Origin of the sequence: Arthrobacter sp. OV608 (genome assembly GCA_900110595.1) — a bacterium.
Classification (GTDB): domain Bacteria; phylum Actinomycetota; class Actinomycetes; order Actinomycetales; family Micrococcaceae; genus Arthrobacter.
The window spans coordinates 190,856-210,108 of sequence record FOEZ01000003.1 but is presented as its reverse complement, the minus strand read 5'-3'; the positions used below and the strand labels follow the sequence as shown (position 1 = coordinate 210,108).

At 65.5% G+C, this 19,253-nt stretch carries 21 protein-coding genes; 8 read left to right on the top strand and 13 right to left on the bottom strand.

Translation table 11 applies throughout. The features are described 5' to 3' along the window. Positions 1-4: 4 nt before the first annotated feature. Positions 5-1,042, bottom strand: coding sequence for a helix-turn-helix transcriptional regulator (locus tag BMX78_RS05790; protein WP_091417535.1), 1,038 nt, complete (start codon positions 1,040-1,042; stop codon positions 5-7). Between the two features lie 120 nt (positions 1,043-1,162). On the opposite strand from BMX78_RS05790, the gene BMX78_RS05785 reads away from it, so the two are divergent. Then, positions 1,163-1,561, top strand: coding sequence for a DUF1304 domain-containing protein (locus BMX78_RS05785; protein ID WP_091417532.1), 399 nt, complete (start codon positions 1,163-1,165; stop codon positions 1,559-1,561). A 130-nt stretch (positions 1,562-1,691) separates the two neighbouring features. Then, positions 1,692-2,126 (top strand): nuclear transport factor 2 family protein, encoded by a 435-nt coding sequence (locus tag BMX78_RS05780; RefSeq protein ID WP_091417530.1) that lies wholly within the window; start codon positions 1,692-1,694, stop codon positions 2,124-2,126. Between the two features lie 112 nt (positions 2,127-2,238). On the opposite strand, the gene BMX78_RS05775 is transcribed toward BMX78_RS05780, so the two are convergent. From BMX78_RS05775 to BMX78_RS05760, 4 genes are all read right to left on the bottom strand, one after another. After that, entirely contained in the window at positions 2,239-2,934 is a 696-nt protein-coding gene (locus tag BMX78_RS05775; protein WP_286138811.1) for an excalibur calcium-binding domain-containing protein, read from the bottom strand. Between the two features lie 62 nt (positions 2,935-2,996). Further along, entirely contained in the window at positions 2,997-4,058 is a 1,062-nt protein-coding gene (locus BMX78_RS05770) for a GmrSD restriction endonuclease domain-containing protein (protein WP_353615426.1), read from the bottom strand. A gap of 373 nt (positions 4,059-4,431) precedes the next feature. Next, entirely contained in the window at positions 4,432-4,812 is a 381-nt protein-coding gene (locus BMX78_RS05765) for a VOC family protein (protein ID WP_091417525.1), read from the bottom strand. A gap of 221 nt (positions 4,813-5,033) precedes the next feature. Then, entirely contained in the window at positions 5,034-5,546 is a 513-nt protein-coding gene (locus tag BMX78_RS05760) for a mycothiol transferase (RefSeq protein WP_091417522.1), read from the bottom strand. 373 nt (positions 5,547-5,919) lie between these two features. On the opposite strand from BMX78_RS05760, the gene BMX78_RS05750 reads away from it, so the two are divergent. Then, entirely contained in the window at positions 5,920-7,104 is a 1,185-nt protein-coding gene (locus tag BMX78_RS05750; RefSeq protein ID WP_091417518.1) for a metallophosphoesterase family protein, read from the top strand. 4 nt (positions 7,105-7,108) lie between these two features. Here the strand turns inward: BMX78_RS05750 and BMX78_RS05745 are convergent, their stop codons facing one another. Next, positions 7,109-7,453: an iron chaperone gene (locus tag BMX78_RS05745; RefSeq protein WP_091417515.1), complete on the bottom strand. Its 345-nt coding sequence runs from the start codon at positions 7,451-7,453 to the stop codon at positions 7,109-7,111. Positions 7,454-7,579: 126 nt separating this feature from the next. Here BMX78_RS05745 and BMX78_RS05740 point away from each other — a divergent pair, with 126 nt between their 5' ends. Further along, positions 7,580-7,981 (top strand): DUF1801 domain-containing protein, encoded by a 402-nt coding sequence (locus BMX78_RS05740; RefSeq protein WP_091417512.1) that lies wholly within the window; start codon positions 7,580-7,582, stop codon positions 7,979-7,981. Between the two features lie 171 nt (positions 7,982-8,152). On the opposite strand, the gene BMX78_RS05735 is transcribed toward BMX78_RS05740, so the two are convergent. Further along, complete coding sequence (locus tag BMX78_RS05735) at positions 8,153-9,838, bottom strand: HNH endonuclease signature motif containing protein (protein ID WP_091417511.1); 1,686 nt, start codon at positions 9,836-9,838, stop codon at positions 8,153-8,155. A 99-nt stretch (positions 9,839-9,937) separates the two neighbouring features. Next, entirely contained in the window at positions 9,938-10,801 is an 864-nt protein-coding gene (locus BMX78_RS05730; protein ID WP_091417508.1) for an alpha/beta fold hydrolase, read from the bottom strand. Positions 10,802-10,974: 173 nt separating this feature from the next. Between BMX78_RS05730 and BMX78_RS05725 the strand changes: the two genes are divergently transcribed. Further along, the gene (locus tag BMX78_RS05725) at positions 10,975-12,309 is read left to right on the top strand and encodes an amidohydrolase family protein (protein ID WP_091417505.1); all 1,335 of its coding nucleotides are present in this window, start codon (positions 10,975-10,977) and stop codon (positions 12,307-12,309) included. Between the two features lie 35 nt (positions 12,310-12,344). Here the strand turns inward: BMX78_RS05725 and BMX78_RS05720 are convergent, their stop codons facing one another. Continuing rightward, on the bottom strand, positions 12,345-12,842 hold the full coding sequence (locus BMX78_RS05720; protein WP_091417502.1) for a GNAT family N-acetyltransferase: 498 nt from the start codon (positions 12,840-12,842) through the stop codon (positions 12,345-12,347). A 208-nt stretch (positions 12,843-13,050) separates the two neighbouring features. Between BMX78_RS05720 and BMX78_RS05715 the strand changes: the two genes are divergently transcribed. Beyond that, positions 13,051-13,428 (top strand): MarR family winged helix-turn-helix transcriptional regulator, encoded by a 378-nt coding sequence (locus tag BMX78_RS05715; RefSeq protein WP_373461652.1) that lies wholly within the window; start codon positions 13,051-13,053, stop codon positions 13,426-13,428. Then, positions 13,425-14,684 carry an MFS transporter gene (locus BMX78_RS05710; RefSeq protein ID WP_091417496.1) on the top strand — a complete coding sequence of 420 codons (1,260 nt, stop codon included), beginning with the start codon at positions 13,425-13,427 and terminating at the stop codon, positions 14,682-14,684. The genes BMX78_RS05715 and BMX78_RS05710 overlap by 4 nt, the downstream gene beginning before the upstream one ends. A 17-nt stretch (positions 14,685-14,701) precedes the next feature. Here BMX78_RS05710 and BMX78_RS05705 read toward each other — a convergent pair whose 3' ends face one another. From BMX78_RS05705 to BMX78_RS05690, 4 genes are all read right to left on the bottom strand, one after another. Next, positions 14,702-15,169 (bottom strand): SRPBCC family protein, encoded by a 468-nt coding sequence (locus BMX78_RS05705; protein WP_091417493.1) that lies wholly within the window; start codon positions 15,167-15,169, stop codon positions 14,702-14,704. 92 nt (positions 15,170-15,261) lie between these two features. After that, positions 15,262-16,209 carry a 2-hydroxyacid dehydrogenase gene (locus tag BMX78_RS05700; RefSeq protein WP_091417490.1) on the bottom strand — a complete coding sequence of 316 codons (948 nt, stop codon included), beginning with the start codon at positions 16,207-16,209 and terminating at the stop codon, positions 15,262-15,264. After that, positions 16,206-16,988, bottom strand: coding sequence for a DeoR/GlpR family DNA-binding transcription regulator (locus BMX78_RS05695; RefSeq protein ID WP_091417964.1), 783 nt, complete (start codon positions 16,986-16,988; stop codon positions 16,206-16,208). The genes BMX78_RS05700 and BMX78_RS05695 overlap by 4 nt, the downstream gene beginning before the upstream one ends. A gap of 69 nt (positions 16,989-17,057) precedes the next feature. Further along, positions 17,058-18,200, bottom strand: a complete 1,143-nt coding sequence (locus BMX78_RS05690; RefSeq protein WP_091417489.1) for a Gfo/Idh/MocA family protein — start codon at positions 18,198-18,200, stop codon at positions 17,058-17,060. Positions 18,201-18,336: 136 nt separating this feature from the next. Here BMX78_RS05690 and BMX78_RS05685 point away from each other — a divergent pair, with 136 nt between their 5' ends. Beyond that, positions 18,337-19,251: a PfkB family carbohydrate kinase gene (locus BMX78_RS05685; protein ID WP_091417486.1), complete on the top strand. Its 915-nt coding sequence runs from the start codon at positions 18,337-18,339 to the stop codon at positions 19,249-19,251. Positions 19,252-19,253: the final 2 nt, after the last annotated feature.

The following is a 19,253-nucleotide window of genomic DNA, read 5'->3' as shown; positions in this document are numbered from 1 at the left end:
CGCCTTATGCGACGAGCCTGGCCACCAGCTCTCCCCGGCTACGCACGCCCACCTTCCCGAAGAGCGACCTCAGGTGGTCGTGGACAGTGTGTGGGGAGATGAACAGATGGTGGGCGATGTCCGCCGTCGTACTCCCGGTCAGCACCTCCAGGCAGACCTCCCGCTCCCGGGCAGTGACGCCGTATGCCGCGAGCAGCAGGGTGGCCAGATCATCGGTGGTGGCCGGCTCCACGGTGACCACCATCTGTTCGGGGTCATCGCCGGCGATCAGGCGGCTGGCCTGGAGCACCACCCAGTTGTTTCCGGCGCCGCGCATCCTTGCCCTGGCCGTGCCCGATCTCGAGGCATGAGCATGTGCCACAACCGAGTGCAGGGTCATGGTGAAGCGGCCCGGTTCGGCGTCCTCCACCTCGGCCAGCCAGGCTGCCGCTGCCGCGGTGGCTGCCTTCAGCTCGCCGTGTGGTGCGGCGGTGACGATCACCGGCCCGGCTGTTGCCTGGCGGCCGGCATGTTCTGAACGCACGGCGATCCGGCTGGCGGCCGCCAGGGTGTCTGCGACGGCGGCGAGGAAGTCCACCTCCCGGTCGGAGAAATCAGGGCCCGGTTCCCGGAAGATGCTGCCCACTCCCCAGCACGCCTGGTCCACCCGGAATGCGGCGCGGAGTTCGTGCTCCAGGCCCAGCGGCTTGAGGATGTCGTTGATGCGGACGCTGCCCGTCACGTCCCGGTGCGGCGCGTCGGAAATCCGGGCGATGGGCCGCGGGCGCAGCGACAGTTCGGCGAACCGGTTCGGTTCCTGCCCGGCGTACTCGGTTTCGGCGAAGCGTGCCGCATACTCCTCCGTCACGCCCCAGTCACTCCAGTTGGTAACAGAGGTCATCACGAGGGACTCGGGGTCGACGCCGGCCCAGCAACCCTGCTCGAACGGAACCTCCCGCTGCACCACGGTGAGCGCAGCGGCATGTAGCTCAGCCAGGCCCAGTCCGCCGGCGGCCAGGGCGGCGATCTCCCGCCGCGCGCGTTCAGCGCGCTCCTCCCACATAGCTCCAGTATCTGCCCACCGGGCGGTGACGCAATCCCCTGCAGTGGGGATTCCGCACGCACCCCGGAACCCCGGTGCGGGGGATGTGGGCGGCGCGCACCGCCGTCGTACTCTTCCTCCATGAACGCCGTATCCCAGATTTTCGCGGTACTCGCCGCCGTGATCTACATCGTGGTGTTCCCGCTGGAGAGCTTCCTGATGCACCGGCCAGGGGCGCAGAAGTTCCTCAGCACCCCGCCGCAAAACGTTCCGGCCGTAATGATGTGGGCCATTCCCACCGGATTCCGGAATCTGGTGATCGGGCTGGGCGTCCTGGCCGGGGTGGTGGCCGTGAACATGGGCCACGTGGTGGTTGGTCATACCCTGGTGGTCTACTGCTGTTTGAACATGGTGCTGACCGCCCCGGCGATGTTCCTGGCGGACATGCAGGGCCACTATCCCAGGAGGGGCGACAGCATCCCAGGGACTTTGGGCGCCACGGTGCCGGCGCTGATCGCACTGGTTGCGCTGCCGTTCTGAACCGATAGCACGGCTCGTTGACAGCGATCCGGGCCTGGCGTGGAATGTAGTTGGCTCCGGCAAGCAGCCGAAGTCAATCCATGAAGCGGCCTCCGCTTCCGTGAGGCCGCCCAAAAATTGGAGGTCCACTATGGGACAGGCACGCGAAGTCATGGACCGCTTAAACCGGGCCATGGAATCAAAAGACAAAGAGACACTCGCCAGCAGCTACGCCGCCGACGCCGTGGCATACACCCCCGACCAGGGGGAGATCCGCGGGCGTGACGCCATCAGCAGCTACCTCTTTGACCTTTGGGAAGCAATGCCGGACGTCCGGTACAACCAGATGGGACGGTACGAGTCCGGGAACGTGGCGATCGATGAGGGCATCGTGATCGGAACCAACACCGGGCCCCTGCGGATGCCCTCCGGCGAAACCATGCAGCCCACCGGCAAGGAACTCAGGATCCGCAGTTGCGACGTGGCCACAGTGGAGAACGGCGAGATCACATCTCACCATTTCTACTTCGACCAGGTGGAGTTCCTGTCACAGCTCGGGCTGATGCGGGAGATGACCTCGCACTGAGGGGTTTAATCAAGAACAATAGACGAAAGTGCCGTGGACACCCATAAAGGGCGTCCACGGCATCTTGTCTAATAGGCAATCAGTGAACGATGAGTCAGTTCACTGGTGGCCCCTACTTTTCGCAACCGATGCCGTCGCCGTCCCTGTCGAGGTGCATGCCATAGCCCGGCATTCCGGCACGCACCGGTGCTGCCCCTGCCGCCTTGGCGGCGGCACAGTTAGCGTAGTAGGCCGCAGCCGGTGCCGGCACAGCGGGAGCGGGAGCGGGAACAACAGGAGCGGGTGCAGCGGGAGCCGGGGCGGGCTTGGCTGCTTGTGCAGCGGCCGCATCTGCCGCAGCCTTGTCCGCGGCCGCTTTGTCAGCGGAGGCTTTGTCGGCCGCTGCTTTCTCTGCCGCAATCTTTGCAGCGGCTGCCTGCTCGGCGGCAGCCTTCTCGGCAGCCGCTTTCTCCGCGGCAGCCTTTTCAGCGGCCAGCTTTTCAAGGGATGTGACCCCAAGGTGCACCGTGGAACCCTTTGCAGCCTGGGCACTCTCCGTGGGGTCCTGGGAAATCACCTGCCAGTTTTTCTTCACCATGATCGACTTGCCGTCAACGGTGTCCACAGCCTCAACCTTGAAGCCGAGATCTTCCAGCTGCTCCGTGGCCTTGTCCAAAGTCAGGCCTATTACGCCTGGAACCGCCACCGTTTCTGCAACGGCGGCAACGGCGGTTGCCGTTTCAGTTGCCTGCACGGCTGCCTGCTTGCCGCCGCCGCATCCGGTGAGCATTAGTCCGGTCAGGACAACTAATGTCAGTGTCTTTTTCACTTTTCCCCCTAGGAATGTTTGTGATGGTGAAACATGGGGCCTGAAAGCCCCAAGACTTTGAGTCAGCTTTCGCAGGCAACGCCGTCCAGGTCGCGGTCCAGTCCTGCCCGGTAACCGGGCTGGCCTGTGAGGATGGGCGCTGCACCGGCGGCTTTTGCCGCCGCGCAGTTCGCATAGAAGACGGCGGCAGGTGCAGGAACAACAGGTGCAGGAACAACAGGTGCAGGAACAACTGGCGCGGGGACAGCGGGAGCCGGCACCACTGCAACCGGAGCAGGCGCCGGAACAACGGGCGCCGGTTCCGCGGCAGACACAGGCGGTGCTGATGCAGGAGGTGCTGGAGCAGCAGCCGCCTGCTGTTCCGTGGGGGCCAACTGCCCCGTGCACGCGGCGAGAATGTTCGCCATAGCGTCATGCTCCGCCTGGGTCACCCAGAGGCTGTACGTCGCTTTCACCGAAATCTGCCGCGCGACGTACTCGCAGCGGAACGCCTTGTTTGGCGGCACCCAGGTGGCGGCGTCGCCGTCGCCCTTTTTCTGGTTGGTGGGACCGTCCGTCGCCTGGAGGTTCAGCGGGTCGTTGGCGAAGGCTGTCCGCTGCTCAGCGGTCAGCTGCTGCGCGCCTTTCTGCCAGGCATCGCTGAGGGCAACAACATGGTCGATCTGGACGACGGTGCTGGTCCCGCTCCCCCGCAGGAAGCTGATGCTGGCGCCCGTGTACGGGTCCGCCAGCGTGCCGGTCTGCACTTTGCAGGGCACGCTGTTGGTGTAGGTGACGTCCGTCAGGTCACGCCGAAGGATGTCGTTGCGGGTGTCGCAGCCGTTGCGGTCAACGTCCGCCCAGGCCTGCCCGAACAGCGCCCGGTCATAGCCCGTCTTGGGCGCCCGGCCCTTGATGGGCAGTGTCGCGAGCAGATCGATCGCCTTAGTGGTGAAGGCCGGCGTGTTCGGCGCAGCGGCACCCTGCGCCACAACGTTGGACGTTTCGCGGGCCAGCGGCTCCGCAGTCTCCCAGGCGGAGGGAACGGACGACGGCGCCGGCGCAGCTTCCGCAGTCGGGCTCGCCTCCGCCGGGGCCGCTGTTGCTGTGCTGGCTGAAGCTGCCGTCTCCAGATCCGCGGACAAAACACGAGGCAGGGCGATGGCGCCGGCGATAAAGAATGCCAGAGAAACCCCAAGGGCAACTGCCCCGGACTTCCGCGTCCGCCGCGGTCTCCGTGCAGGCCCCGGCACCTTCCCAAACTTTGACAATGTTTTCCCCCATGAAAAAAGGCCCGGCGATGAGCCGGGCCTTTTGCTTAAGCCGCGTTGGTTACAGCTGGGAGCCTATTCGCCAAAAAGCGGTGGAAGCCGGGATTTGCAAGAACCTGAGGCAAGTTTGAGCTTCTCTTGAGCCAACCTTGATATGCCCGTCGCACAGCAGGCTCTCCACTTAATAATCGGCGTCCGCAGTACCCAAAGCCCGCGCGGGCAGGAGGCTCGCGCGGGCTTTTGCAGGCTATGCGCGCTGGGTGATATTAAGGATGTTTCCCTCACTGTCCAGGAACCAGGCGGCCTTTCCCCAATCACTGGTGGCAACGCCGTTTTCCGTCTTCAGGCCGGGAAAATCGTAGTCTTCGAACGTCACGCCGCGGCTGCGCAGGTCCTCCATTTCCTTGTCAAGGTTGTCCGTTTCCCACCCCATCTGGGTGTTCTTGGCAGACCCCGCATTGTCCGTCTGGTAAACGAGGAAGCCTGTCCCTTTCCCGCAGGTATACATGAGGCTGTCCTCTTCCATGGAACCGGATGGTTCAATGCCCAACTTGTCCCGGTAAAAGTCCCTGGCCCTGTTGATGTCCTTGGCCGGAAGAACAGCAATGATTGCTGAATCTTTGAGCATAATAAATTCCTTTGTGCATTTTTATCGCGATGATGGCGCTGCTCTCCCCCGATTGCAGTCCCGGAACGTCCCTGTCCGCGGCTGCGTGGCCGTCCACTCCGCCCTGCTGTGGGCGGCTACCTGGGACTCTGCAACGCCCCGCCAGCCATACCGGCGCGAGGGTCCCCGAAGCCTATGTGGCCATTATGGAACTGAAATGTGGCCAGCGAAATAGGGAAAGTTTATTCTGCGGGTTTCCGCTGCAGGCCCTTTACATACGCGGCCTGCCCTACGTGTTGAAGGCAGTCCGCGACGGTGCTCACCAGCCGCACGCCGAGCGTGACGGGCGGGTCCCACCGGGTGTCAACCACACGGTCCAAGTCCTCGTCGCTGACTTTCTGCAGAAAATCAACCGTCTGCCGGTGGACCGCGTCATAGTACTCAAGCAGCACTTCCGCCGGAGCCCGCACAGCATCCACCTGATCGCTTGAGTGCCCGTAGCCCGTATCGGTAGGGCGAAGCGGCAGTCCGAAACGGCCCACGAAATCCCGGGTGAACCATACTTGTTCCAGCCCCGCAACATCCGAAACCTGAACATCTTCCACCCTGGCCAGATGCCAGATCAGCCATGCGATCGAGTTGCCCGTTCCCGACGGCCGGACGGTGAGGGACCCGTCGTCGAGCCCTTCAAGAGTTGCTTCCACCGTTTCCCGGATCCTGCCGAACGCATCCAGCAGCAGGTCGTTCGATTTCATTGCTGCTGCCCGTCGGCTTCCGTTTCCTTGCTCCGCGCGTCACGCAGATGCTGCTCCAATTTGGCTTCCGCATCCCGCCGGCGGTCACCAATGGACCGCCCCTGTTCGGCCGCGGGAGGCGGATTTCCCGGCTCCTGCACTTGGTCATTCACCCCGGCGCTGTCCAACTCTTCGCTGTTTTCACCCATACCGGATGGTCTCACAAGCGGTGGAAGGGGTCGAGGAACCTGCCGGGCCGGCCGCAGATTGAGACCGCGGCCCGCCGCCGCATGCGCTGTTTACCGTGCGTTAGGAACCCGGACGCCGAAGCTTCCTACTCTCACAGGGAAGGCGGCCGGAAGCGGAGGCGCCCACCATGTGCAGAGAGGCAACGATGACCACCAAAATTAACGAATCCAGCTTCAGCAGGCGGGCGGCGCTGGCCGCCGCCGGCACCCTTGGCGCACTGGGTGTCGCAGTCGCCGCTGGAACAGGGGCTAACGCGGCGCCGGGGGCTAAGGCGCCCAAGCCCAGCCTCGCCTTCCGCCCCGACGGCAAGTTCAAGGTAATCCAGTTCAACGACACCCAGGACGACGAACAGACGGACCGCCGGACCATCGAGCTGATGGACCGCACGCTGGACGCGGAGAAGCCGGACTTCGTGGTGATCAATGGGGACGTTATCAACGGCGGGTGCGATACCGAGCTGGAGGTCAAGCAGGCACTGAACCATGTGGTCCTGCCCATGGAAAGCCGGAAGATCCCCTGGGCTGTCACCTTCGGCAACCACGATGAAGATTCCGTTGCGAGGACCGGCATGACCGAGGACAAAATGCTGCAGTTCCTGCAAAGCTACTCTTTCAACATCAACGGCGACTCCATCGACGGCCTTACCGGCACCTCCAACTCGCTCCTGCTGGTCCAGTCCTCGAAGTCCAAGGACCCTGCTTTCGGCCTCTGGCTCATCGATACCGGCCGTTACGCCCCGGACAGCATTAACGGCCAGGATTTCGCTGGTTATCCGGACTGGGACTGGGTACGCATGGACCAGGTCACCTGGTACCGCAACCTCTCGATCGCCACGGAACAGAAGTATGGCAGGAAAATTCCGTCCCTGATGTGGGGGCACATCGCCCTGCACGAGCACCGCAACATGTGGTTCGCCAGCCTCGATTCCCGGACGGACGCAGACCACCAGCGTGCCGCGAAGAAGCACAACATCGTGGGCGAGCGGAACGAAGACGAGTGCCCGGGCCCCTTCAACTCCGGCCTGTTCAACGCCTTTCTGGAGCGCGGGGATGTCCGCGGCTACTTCGTGGGCCACGACCACGTCAACACCTACGCGGGCAACTACTACGGCGTCGAACTTGGCTACGGGCCCGGGACCGGCTTTGGCGCGTACGGGCTTCCGGGCGCCGACCGGAACAGGCTCCGCGGCGCCCGTGTCTTCGAACTCGATGAAAACCATGCGGGAATCTACAAGTTGACCCGGCTGGTCTTCGCCAAAGACCTGGGCATCGACCTGACGGCGAATGACCAGCCCATTACTCCGCTGCCGCTGGACCCGGCGCAACTCTAGGGAGCTACTTCCGGATCTCCGCCATCCGCAGCCGGACCATCTCCGCCACCACGTCATCGGGAACGGGATGGTCCGGCGTGAACCGGACCGTCCCCTTGGACAGGGAATAGCCTTCGAGACTCGGCGCGACGGCATCCACCACTGCAGGCGAGAACGGAAAAATGGACAGGTGCTTGGCCGCCGCTACCACGCCGATCAGCGGCTTGCCGTCCAGTTTCAGGGCGGGCATGCCGTAGCTCATCCCTTCGACGGCGTCTGGCGCGAGGCTCCGCGCAAGCTCGACAACGCGCTGCAGGCAGGCGCGGTCGGTCCCGGACATGGCGGCGAGGGAATCGTCAACGGCACCCATGCGGCAAGTTTAGACCCGAGAACGTACGACGCCGGGGCGCGGCTTCCCGCACGGCCACGTCTTCCCCTCTTCGATGGAACGGTGAACCATTGCCGTAGAGGCGCCGACATTCGAAGGAGTTCGCCGATGAGCTACGAGAAAGACCCCCGCGTTGACCAGTACATCGACCCCCTTCCACCGTGGCAGCAGGCGATCTGCCAGCAGGTGCGGGATCTGGTCCACGCCGCTGATCCAGCCGTCGAGGAGACCATCAAGCGCACCGTCCAGCCCTACTTCGTCCTGCAGGGCAACATCTGCGCGCTGCTCGCAGCGAAGGACCACGTCAACGTCTTCCTGTACGACGGCGGCCTTACCCCGGACCCGCACCACATCATCACCGGCGGCCACGGCAACAAGACGGGCCGGATGATTTCGTACTACGAAGGTGACCCCGTCCAGGAGGAGCCCCTGCTCGAGATCTTCCGCGGGATCATCGCCACCAACCGTTCCGGAGGCTGGCGGAAGGCCAAGGCAAGTTCCGGCGCTTGACCCTTCCACGTCGCGGTAGTTGAGCACTGTGCACTTCGGTGGCTGAGCGTGGGCCCACGGCCGCCGGATTCCCTGACCAAGCGGGCGAGATCAGGGAGCGGCTGGGAAGCGAAACCCGAAAGCCCGGTGCTTGAGCCTGTCGAAGCCCTGAACCCGAAACCCAGCGAAGAGTCAGGCGGGTGGGGCGTGCAGGAACCGTTCGAGTTCTTGTTCTCCTGGGGAGGGGCCGTAGACAAAGTCCGGGGGCAGGCAGGTCGGATTGATGCGGGCATGCCCCAGTTGTCCTGGCTTCAGTTGTTGTGGCCAGCGTGGTGGTTCCCAGTCGTGGTGTTCGGCTTTGTAGTGGCGGCCGGTGGGTGAGGTCCAGCCGGGGGGTTCGTTTTGGGTGGCCGCGGTGGGCGTCCATCCGGTGGAGTGTTTGAGGCGGTGATGTTTCGGGCAGAGCTGGGCCAGGTTACCGATCCCCGTCGTGCCGCCGTGCTGCCAGGCTTGAAGGTGGTCTGCCTCGTTGTCCATCGATGGGTTATTGCAGCCGGGGAAAGTACATCTTCCGTCCCGAAGCTGCAGAGCTTTTTTCATGGCTTTGGTGAGCCGGTAGCTGGTGCGGCCGATTTCCAGTGGCGCCCCGTCCCGTGGATCCACCAGCACACGGTAGAAGGAACTCGCACCGTTGGCGACGAGTGTGCGGGCCATCGACGCGGGGATCGGACCATAGCCGTCCAGGTTTGCCGGTTCGTCCGTGATGCCGAACAGGGCGAGTACCGGGACGGTGACTAGAACGTCCGCCCTGGGTACGGGGACGTCGCCCAAGCCGGCACCCGCGTGGGTTTCACCCGGCTTGCCTGCAGCCGGGGCGCTTTCTCCCGCGCCGCTCTGTTCCGTGCTGGCCTGTCCCGCGCCGCTCTGTTCCGTGCTGGCCTGTCCCGCGCCGCTCTGTTCCGTGCTGGCCTGTCCCGCGCCGCTCTGTTCCGTGCTGGCCTGTCCCGTGCTGCTTGGTTCTGTGCTGCTTTGTTCTGGGCTGGTTTCCGGGCCGGGGTGAAGTGCGGTTCCGGCGCCGAGCAGGATGCTGGCGACGATGTCGGGGCGGAGTTGTGTCATGGTCCGGGGTTCGTCGGGGCCTTGGAGTCCGCGGGCGAGGGCGGTGGTGCGGTTCCAGATGGCTGATGCCTGGTCCGCCGGCACGTAGAGGGAGACCCGGGCCATGCCGTCGCGGTCCGGGGTGTATTCCATCCGCCGGTCGGCGGCGCATTTGGCGTGGCGCTTTTCGATGGATTCCGGGTGGTGGCGTTCCCGCCACTTCCTGGCCTTGGCCCGGAACCGGTAGGCGGGCAACTCCCCGACCGGGGCGGCCGTAGACGGCCGGGACACCTCGGGGTCCAGAAAGTGGGACTCGAGTGCGGCGGCGCCGGCGGGGTCAAGGCCGGCGGTTTCTTCCGCCATGACCAGGGCGTGCGGCCAGGTGATCGTCCCTGCCTGCAAGGCCGAGAAGGTCAGCGGCCGTTCCTTCGTTATGGCGTGGGAGGCGGCCAGGAACGCACCCGCTGCCCTGGGACCGAGGGCCAGGAGGGCGCCGATTTCCGCGGCAACGGACATTTCCAGCGCCTGCACCGGGGCCTCGGGCCCCGCAATGAGCTGGGCAGTGTCCGCATACGTCACGGCAGCCCGGGCCTTCAAAGCGGCGAACCCGGCCTCCGCCGCCCGCGCCCCGGCGAGGATGTCCAGGCACCCATCTCCCAGCCCCGCCAGCGGATCAGCATCCGAGAACGGCTCCGAACAGCAGCCCTCCGCCTCCGCGTTGAGCACGGCAAGGGCGGCCTTGATGTCCTCAAACGCCTTCACCACCGCTGCTTTCCCCATAAACCCATCATGACAAGGGGGTCTGACAATCACCTTGGCACTGTGGGGTGACAGGGGTTTGGGGTGAAAACCTCTTCGACGGGCGCCCCAGCCGTGGTCCTAGTCCCGCACCCAGCCGACCTTCCTTAACCACGCCCCCAGGAGAGGCAGGACCACTGAACTGTGCATCGCGCCCAGGTGGTCCAGTCCGGGCAGGACCTGGACGTCCCAACCGGCGGCGACCAGCTCGTCGCGGTGCTTGGCGAGCGGCTCGCCAATGCTCACCCGGACACCGCCCCACTGCTCGCTGTAGTCGATCTGGTCGTTGGCCCCGGCGAACGCAAGACTGAACATGCCCGGCGGCACTGCAGCACCGGCGTCGTCGAAATCCTGCAACGCCTCATACAGGGTGACGAACTGGCGGGTTTGGGCCTCGGTGGTCTGAACGGCCACTGAGTCCCAGTCCCCCGGCTCCGCCTCAGCGACAGAAATTGCCGACGGGTCAGGACCTCGGGTGGATGCGGCATGCGCGGCCCGCGTGACTGCCAGCATGCTCCGGTAGGGCCCGTCCCGCGGCGGAAACCCGCCCATCGCGAGCACCCGCAGACGGTCAGTGCGGAGGGCCACTTGAAGCCCGGCAAGCGCGAGCCAGGAGTAGCCGTAGTAGCCAAAGGCCTTTGCCCCACCGGCGTCGCCGATAGCGAGGAGGTCCGCAACAAGGTTGTCCGGGGTAAGGGTCTCCGCAGCAGGATGGGCCATCCGGTGGCCCTCGTAATCGGCCACAACCAAACGGTTGGATCTGGAAAGCCCGTCAACCAGGGCTGGTCCCAGGTCCGCATCGCCGCCCCACTTCCGTATCGTCTCCGCCTGCTCCGGCGGATACTGCTCAAGCCGGACGGGCAGCAGCAGCGCGGGGCCATCGCCGTGAACGCTGACCGGAATGACGGAGCCGTCATGGAGGACAGCCTCAACAGTTGCAGCCATTGCCTACTCCTTCGATGAATGGTGTACCAGTTTCAGGATGGCAGCGGAGCGAAGAAGTCATCCCATTTCCTTTGGCTGGGATCCCAGAACGGCCATTCAATACCGGCCGGTAGCCACGTAGCATCATCGAAGCCCGCGCCCGGATCGGGTGATCCAGCCATAAGGAGACAACGATGTGCCTTCATGACCACACCTCTGCCCCCACACCCGGCGCCAGGCTTCCCCGCCGCGGAATCCTCGCCGGCGCCGCAGCCCTCGCCGGAATCTCAGTGGCAAGCATCGCATCCCAGCTTGGGGGTGCCCCGGCCGCGCATGCCGGGGACCGGCCCTCCGGTCCCAACTACCCCGGCAGCCCCCTCACCAACCCGCCTCTGATCATCGAAGGCGGCACCATCGTCGATCCCAAGACCGGAGACGCCGTCGAGGACGGCGTTGTGGTGCTCGACGGCGGCAAAGTCACCGCCGCCGGAACGCGCGACGAGACGCGGAAGGCCGTGGCCGCCGTCGCCGGGCGTGCGCAGGTCCTGAACGCCTCGGGCCGGTGGGTGCTCCCCGGTCTGGTGGATGTGCACGTCCACGCGAACGCGCTCGCCGACGCCCGCGCCATCCTGCAGGGCGGCGCCACCAGCGTGCGCAGCGGTTCGAGCAGTTTCTATCAGGACGTGGCGCTTGCCGCCCTCCCGGGGTGGGCGCCCGGCGTTTCCCCGCGGATGACGCCCGCCGGCCTGTTCATCTCGCCTGACCTCGGCGATTCACTCCTGGCCGATCCTGACCTTGCACCGCTGGCCACCCTCTCCGGCGGCGTCAAGGAAACCTCGGATCTGGCCTACCTCACCCGTGTGAACCTGAGCCGCGGCGCCAAGGTCATCAAGACCCGCGCCAACCCCCGTGCCGGTCTCCCCGAGCAGGATCCGCGCGAGCTGGTGTACAACCAGGAACAGCTGTCCGCCGTGGTCAAAGCAGCGAACGGGGCCGGCGTCCTGTGCCACGCCTACAGCGCAGAAGGTATCGACGGCGCAGTGCGCGCCGGGGTGCGCAGCGTGGAGCACGGTGTCTTCGTTTCCGAAAACACCATTGCCGAGATGGCCCGACGCGGCACCTTCTTCACGCCCACCATGGACGCGATCACCAGCATGGCAACTTCCACGAATCCCATCCTGGCCGCGCGGGGCAAGGAGTACACGCCCATCCTGCAGGCCGCGGTACGTGCAGCAAAGGAGGCGGGCGTGACAATCGTGGCCGGCACCGACTCCTTCGGCACCGACGTTACGCCCATCGGCACCGAGGCGCGCCTGCTCGCCGAGGCCGGGCTCTCGCCGCTCGAAGCGCTGCAGTCCGCCACCGTCCACGCGGCCCGCCTGCTTGGACAGGACGACGTCGGGCGGCTGGTCCGCGGATCACTCGCCGACGTGGTGGTGGTCGACGCCGATCCGCTCACCGACGCTTCCGCCTTGGAGAAGGTGCGCGTTGTGGTGGCGCAGGGCGCGGTGGTGCGGAACGAACTGTAGGTCCTTGACGCGGGCCAGTAGCGCAGCGTAACCGCCTATTGGCCCGCCCGGACCATCCGCATCTCCGGCAGGCCTTCCCACTCCGGCGGCAGCACTCCACGCCTGCCGTCGGGCCGGAAGCCGAGCCTGCGGTAGAAAGCCTGGGCTCTTACGTTGTCCTCGAGCACCCAAAGGTATGCCGGTGACTCCCCGATTGCCGCGCCCAGCAGGGCCGTCCCCAAACCCATCCCCTGCGCGCGGTCCAGGAGGTAGATCGAATACAGCTCCAGCGGAACGGGACCATCCTCGTCGCGGCCTGGTCCGGCGTCGGCAAATCCCACCACCTCGTTGTTGGCGTCCACAGCGAGGATGCGGGGGTCCTCCACGTCCAGGTGATTACGACGGCGGGCCACCCGCTCGGGAACTGCTTGCCGGCGGGCCGCAAAAAAGGCCGGGGACAGCAGGTGGGGATAACACTCCTCGTGCGCCAGTGTGTGCATCAGCACCACGGCTTCCGCATCGTCAGGAGTGGCCTGGCGCAGCACGTAATCCATGCCCCAGCCTAACCAGTGATGAACGTCAACCTTCAGAACCCTTGCCCTGAGTCCTGCGCAGAAGCATACTTATTAGCAGGACTAATTAGCAATGCTAAGCATTTTCGGGAGGCGCAACACCACAGTGACCACAACCAAAACCGACAACAGCAAGACCACGGAATCCTCTACCGCCGACACCCTCGCCATCGAGCTCCGCACAGCCGTAATGCGCACATCCCGCAGGCTCCGCGTCGAAGCCACCGGCGACGTCATCACCCCCGGGCAATACACAGTGCTGGCCCAACTGCACGGCAGCGGCCCGACGACGCTCCGTGAACTGGCCGAGCGGGAGCACGTGCAGGCCCCCTCCATGACCCGCATCGTCAACGCCCTCGCCGACCAGGGCTTCGTGTCCCGTGCTGCCAATCCCGACGACGGCCGCCAGGTCCGCGTGGATATCACCGACGGCGGCAGGGCAGTCCTGGCGGAAGCCCGAAACCAGCGCACGGCCTGGCTGGCCCAGCGCGTGGCCGGACTGAGCGAAGAGGACCGGCAGATCCTGAGCCGGGCTGCCCACATCATGCAGGAGATGAGCGGAAAATGAGCGCCATGTTCCGGGCCCTGGACAACCGCAACTACCGCATCTGGGCCGGCGGGGCCATTGTGTCCAACATCGGGACCTGGATGCAGCGGGTGGCGCAGGACTGGCTGGTGCTGACTGTCCTCACCGACCATTCGGGCGCCGCCCTCGGCATCACCACCGGCCTGCAGTTCCTGCCCATGCTGCTGCTCGGCCCCTATGGCGGAGTACTGGCGGACCGCTACCGCAAGCGTGTCATCCTGCTGTGGACGCAGGTGGCCATGGGTGTGACTGGGCTGGTGCTGGGACTCCTGGTGGTCACGGGCACCGCCCAGCTCTGGCATGCCTACCTGGCCGCTCTCTGCCTTGGCATCGCCGGCGCCATCGACGCGCCGTCGCGCCAGGCGTTCGTTTCCGAACTCGTGGGGCAGGACAACATCTCCAACGCGGTGGCCCTGAACTCCGCGTCCTTCAACACAGCACGGCTCACCGGGCCCGCCATCGCCGGTGTGCTCATCGCATGGGTAGGCACCGGACCGGTGTTCCTGCTCAACGCGGCCAGCTTTGCCGCCGTGATCATTTCGCTGTTCCGGATCCGGACTTCGGAACTGGTCCCTGCCGTCCGGCCGTCCCGCAGCAAACACCAGGTGGCGGAAGGCGTGCGCTACGTCCGCCAGAGGCCCGATCTGGTGCTGATCCTCTTCATGGTGGGCATTTTGGGTGCCTTCGGTATGAACTTCCCCATCACCAATGCCCTGATGACCACCATCGAGTTCGAGGTGGGACCCGGTGAATTCGGGCTCCTTGGCTCCATTATGGCGGTGGGCACACTGGCCGGGGCGCTGCTCGCGGCGCGCAGGGCCGGCCCGCGGCTGCGGTATCTCCTGGGCGGGGCGCTGGGATTAGGTGCCTTCACGCTCCTGGGCAGCGTATCGCCGTCGTTCTGGCTCTATGCCGCCGTGCTTATACCGGTTGGCCTGGCATCCATCACGTTCCTGAACAGCTGCAACACCAGCATCCAGCTCTCCGTGGAGCCACAGTTCCGCGGACGGGTGCTGGCCCTGTACCTTGCCATCCTCCAGGGCGGAACTGCCGTGGGTGCGCCGCTGATGGGCTGGATCGGCTCTGAGTTCGGCGCCCGCTGGTCGGTGGCCGCCGGCGGTGCCGTGGTCCTGGCAACGGCTCTGTTCGCTGTCATTGTGGTGAGCCGCCGGAACAGCCTCAGCTTCCGGGACAATCTCAGGATAGTGTTCCGCAGGCGGCGCGAGCCGGCCGTCTAACCGGCCGGCTGTGGGGATCAACTCTTCCGGGCCGCCACTGCTTCGGACAGCGATTTCAGCCCGCGTTCGAAGTCCGATCCCACCAGCTTGTCCATGTTCATAAGGAGCGCGAACAGCTTGGCAGCGCCTTTGTTTTCCCCGGTCATCACCCAGTTGACCTCGGTGCCGCCGGGTACGGGGGTGAAGGTAAAGGTGGTGGGGTTCAGGGCTTTGAACGGCTTGGTGAACTGCAGGCGGACGTGGATCCGGCTGGATGGCTCCGACTCGACGATCTCCATGGTTCCGCTGCCGGCTTTGCGGTTGCCGCTCCACTCGTAGCCTGCGCCCACACCGGCCTCATTGCCGAAGTAGCGCCGACTCATGCCCGGGTCCACGGTCTCCCAGGGCGACCACTTGGTCCACTCGTGGAAGCTGTTGACCAGCGGGAAAACGTCTTCGGCGGGAGCAGGGATGACCGCGCTGCGGCGGACTTCATAAGTGGACATGGCCCTAAGCATAGGAGCGGGGACCCCGCCTGGGTAGCTTCAAGCCAGTGGAGCCCCAACGCGGGGTCACTTTTGGCCCAAAAAATAGAGTTTTAAGGGCCGGAAGTGACCCCGCGTTGGGGAACATCCAGCACCACGTTCACCGGTTCCTTGCCCTCCAGCATCAGCCCAACCTGCCGCTTGACGAGGCGGACCATGCGCGGGAACATCGCCGAACTCGCCCCGCCCACATGCGGTGTGATCAGCACGCCTGGCGTGGTCCACAGCGGATGATCGGCCGGCAGGGGCTCAGGGTCCGTCACATCCAGGGCAGCCCGAAGCCGGCCGGAAGACGTCTCAGCCAGAAGCGCGTCGGTGTCCGCCACCGGGCCGCGGGCCACATTCACCAGCAGCGCCCCGTCCGGCATTGCCGCCAGAAACTTCGCGTCCACCAGCTGCCGGGTCTGCTCGCTGAGCGGAACGCTCACCACCACAATTTCGTGCAGCGGCAGCTGCTCATACAGGGAGTCGATCCCGTAGATTTTTCCGTCGGCGTCCTCGCGTTCTCGGCTGGCCATCCGGGTCACTTCGGTTTCGAACGGCAGCAGCCGTGCCTCGATGGCCTTGCCCACTCCCCCGTAACCCACCAGCAGCACGCGCCGGTCCGCAAGGCTGGGCCGCTGGTTGTTGTCCCATATTCCGCTGGCCTGGTTCCGGGCAAAATCAGCTAGGCCACGCTGGCTGGCGATCATCATGCCCAGGGCGAGTTCCGCCGTCGACGTCTCATGCACCCCCGCCGCGTTGGCGAAAAGGCACCCTTTGGGCAGCACGTCCGCCACGCCGTCGTACCCGATGGACTGGCTCTGGACCAGCCCAACGTCGACGCCCTCCAGGGCCGCCAGCGCGCCCGGCTTGCCCATGTAGGGCGGCACCAGCAGGTCGATCCGGCCCTCAGGGGCGGGACCGGTAAGGTCCCAGAGGAGAAGTTCGACGCCGGCAGTCGCCTCCAGCGCATCCATGAGTTTCTGATCGGGCAGGGCCACCCGCAGCGGCCCGGTCATGCAGCCACCACGAGCTTCACGTTGGCGGCGCCCAAGGCGTCCTCGATCTCCGGCGGCGGTGGTGCGTCGGTCACCAGCACGTCCGCGGCGTCAAATGCGGCCAGCCGGGCCAGTGCGTACCGGAGCATCTTCTGGTGCGTGGCCACTACGACCACCTGTTCCGCAGAGTTCATGAGGGCGATCTTAGTGGCGCGCTCCACGTCCCGCTCAATGTAAAACGCCTCGTCATGAATCCCGCTGACGCCGATAAAGGCCGTCTTGGCACGAAGGCCGGCAGCGGCGCTGACCGTCATGGGACCGTTGAACGCCTGGCTGTCCAGGAGCAGTTCACCGCCCAGGCAGATGGTCCGCGCCGCCGTCAGCTGCAGGCACCGCTGAATGGCGGGCGCCGAGTGCGTGATGATGGTGCCCGTGAAGGAGGCGGGGAGCTCCTGCGCGATCTGGTAGGTGGTGGTTCCGGCATCCAGGATGATGGCGTCCCGCTCCCCGATCATTTCAACGCAGGCCAGTGCCACCCGCTGCTTGGCGTCCGCATCCTCCCGGACCCGGGCCGCGAAATCCGCATTCTGGCCGCCGGTGTGGAGGGCGCTGACGCCGCCGTGGACCACCCGGACCAGGCCACGCTTGGACAGCACCCGGGTGTCCCGGCGCACCGTCATGTCAGAAACAGCAAAGGTCTCGGCCAGGTCGGTGGTGGAAATGAAGCCCCGCCGGCCCAGCTCGTCCAAAATAGTGCGCTGGCGGGGCGTCAGCGGGCCCTCTTCACGTGCGGTGCTCATTTCCCCTTCTTCCTGCCCCATGTGCCGGGCATCGACCCGGCACATGTTGCTATTCCAACACCAATCTACTTACTGACCTACCCCGGCGCCGGCATTCGCAAGCTCCACGGGGCGCCCCTCAACAATTGAACGCTCGGCGGCCAGGCCCATCCGGACCGACTGGAGGCCGTCGGCAACCGTCACGTCCACCGGTCCTTCACCCAGGATGGCCTTCCGGTAACCAAGGTGCTCGTAGTAGGTGGAACCATGGTGCGCGCCCGCTGCCAGGACCGCCTCATCCACCGGAACCTCGTGCTTTTCCGGGCCCAGCGGCGAGCGCGGGCTGAACTCCACCGTGGCTTCGGCTTCGTCTCCGGGAATCCAGTGGTTTGCCGCCACCGGGATGAGGGTCTCGATCTTGGCTGCGTCACCCACGATGGAGATCCGCTCCTGGAACTTGGATCCTTCGGCGAACATGGACAGCTCCAGCAGGGCGCGGCGGCCGCCCTTGAAGTCGACAATCACGTAGGCGTTGTCGATCATGTCCGGGACCCGGCCGTCGTATACCTCGTCCATGTGGTTCACGTCGTGGCCTCCGCTGGCGTAGACGCGCACGGGCTCGTCCTGCAGGATCAGCCGCATCAGGTCGAAGAAGTGGCAGCACTTCTCAACGAGGGTGCCCCCGGTCCGCTCCGCGAAGCGGTTCCAGGAGTCCACCTTATGAAGGAACGGGAACCGGTGCTCCACGATGGAGAGCATATAGATATTGCCGAGCTTGCCATTGTGCGCGGCCTGGATGACTTCCTGCACCGGCGGCATGTAGCGGTATTCCATCGCCACCCAGACCGGGGCCGGGTAGCTGGCGGCCAGCGCCTCGAGTTCATCCGCCTGCTCGGCGGTGGTGCATACGGGCTTCTCCACCAGCACCGGGAGATTGGTGCCGCTGGCGAAGATGTCCTTCAGGATGCCCAGATGGGTGTCGTTGGGACTGGCGATCACCAGCGCGTCCACCAGGCCGGATGCCAGCAACTCCTGGTGGGACGGAAAAGTCTGCACCTCGTAGCCAATCTCCGCAGCGGTTTCCGTTAGAGAGGACGGCTGCGGATCGGAGACTGCAGTGATCCGGCTTCCAGGGATCAGGGCAAGGTTCCTGACGTGTTCGCGGGCCATGTGGCCGGCCCCGATAAGGCCGTAACGAATTGTCCGGACCGGTTCCGCAGAAGGCAATGACATGAGTTGCTCCGTTTCTCTACGTTGAGGGGGGACCGCGGCGTTGCATCCCAAACACAACTATACAGAAAGTGTTGTTTTTCCAACATAGCGTGTGTATATTTCTTCAATACCAGCCGAAACTACAACGAGGTGGAACGTGCCCCAACCGTCAACCGGAACCCTGCTCTTCGTAGGCTGCGCCACTCTTGACTCCATCGCCCTGGTGCAGGATTACCCCGCCGCGGACAGCCGCACCGTTGCCTCAGACTTCGCGACGGCGGGCGGCGGCCCGGCTGCCACCGCAGCCGTTGCGGCAGCAAGGGCGGGTGCCAGCACAGCCTTCGCGGGGGTCCTCGGCACGGACGAGGAAGGCGAGCGCATTATTTTTGGCCTGCAGGCCGAAGGCGTGGACACGTCCGCCGTGATCCGTGATTCGACCGTCAAGACCGGCGCCAGCGTCATCGTGGTCAGCCAGGCCACCGAAAGCCGTGCCATCGTCACCCGCCCCGTGCCGCCCGTCAGTTTCCCCGCCGGCAGCCGCTTCCACGAATTGCTCGCATCCGCAGCCTGGGTCCACGTGGACCACCTGGGCTGGAACGCCGTCGCTTCCGCGCCCGGATTCACCCCGGATCGGCCGAACATCAGCGTGGACGCGGGCAACCCTATCCCGTCCTTCAGCCCGCAGGGCGTCGCCCTCTACGTCCCCACTATCGAGCGGCTCCGCGCAGACTACGGCGCGGACCACTCCGCCGGGGACCTGCTCCGGAAAGCCATCGACGACGGCGCCTCCGCCGTCGTCGCCACCGCCGGCTCTGACGGTGCCTGGGTCCTGGAACGGGGCGGCGAAGCCGTCCACGTTCCGGCCACGCCGGCCACCATCGTTTCCACCCTGGGTGCCGGCGATGTGTACCACGGCGCCCTGCTCGCCGCCGTCGCCGCCGGCCTCCCGCTGGTCGAAGCCGCCGCTTTCGCCGGCCGTACCGCGTCCGCATCGTGCGCCGGCCTCGACGGCCGCTCCGCCATCCCCCGCCAAACCATCAAACCCGTCCTAGCCTCCAACCTGCCTAGCTGAAA